General features: G+C 61.4%; 1 protein-coding gene. It reads right to left on the reverse strand.

All coding sequences use genetic code 11. From position 1 onward, the window contains the following. Positions 1 to 114 precede the first annotated feature (114 nt). Positions 115 to 549 (reverse strand): pyridoxamine 5'-phosphate oxidase family protein, encoded by a 435-nt coding sequence (locus tag F6Q13_RS18950; protein WP_293059801.1) that lies wholly within the window; start codon positions 547 to 549, stop codon positions 115 to 117. Positions 550 to 690 lie beyond the last annotated feature (141 nt).

Here is a 690-nt window from a genome sequence, read left to right on the forward strand (position 1 = left end):
TCTGGCATCCTTCTCACCGGGTCGTCTGCTGGCTCCATGGTGCCGGGACCCAGTCACCCCGGCTAGAGGCCGAAGACCCTAAAGTTCGGGAAAATCTGGCGGTTGCGCGGGCTATCAGCAGGATGCGGATTCCATGCCGGGTTCCGGACCGAACCGGAAACGGCGTCCCGTCACCGAAATCGGGAGAATGCGAACGTAATGCCGCTTCACCGTCGCGGTCCAAGGCAGCAGCTGTGCCCGCTCGGCCTCTTCGATCTCCTCATCGGTGCGCAGCATGCGGGCTGTGCCCTTCACGATGACACTCCAGCCTTCGGCAGCGTTGTGGTCGTCGGCCTCGAAGAGAACACGATTGTTGATCGCGGTGCTGACCAACTTGGTGCCCTCTGCGGTGCGAAAGAGCACGGTGCGGCGTTGGACGACGAAATTAACGGGAAAGATCTCGGCCTCGCCGTGGACGCTCGTGACAAGACGTCCTAACGCCACGCTAGCCAGCAGACGCCAGCTTTCGGTCACCGACAAGATGCCGACAGTTTCACCGGTCGTGCCCATCACCGCCCCCGCAGTAGTAGCACCGGGGCCGCACAGCATGATTCCGACGCGACGGCGGCCGTCATAGCACTAACGTAAACACGATCGCAGATCAACACAACCAACGGATCGCCTTCTCAATACATGCCGTAGGCGTTGCTG

The sequence above is a fragment of the Mycobacterium sp. genome (genome assembly GCF_008709575.1).
Classification (GTDB): domain Bacteria; phylum Actinomycetota; class Actinomycetes; order Mycobacteriales; family Mycobacteriaceae; genus Mycobacterium.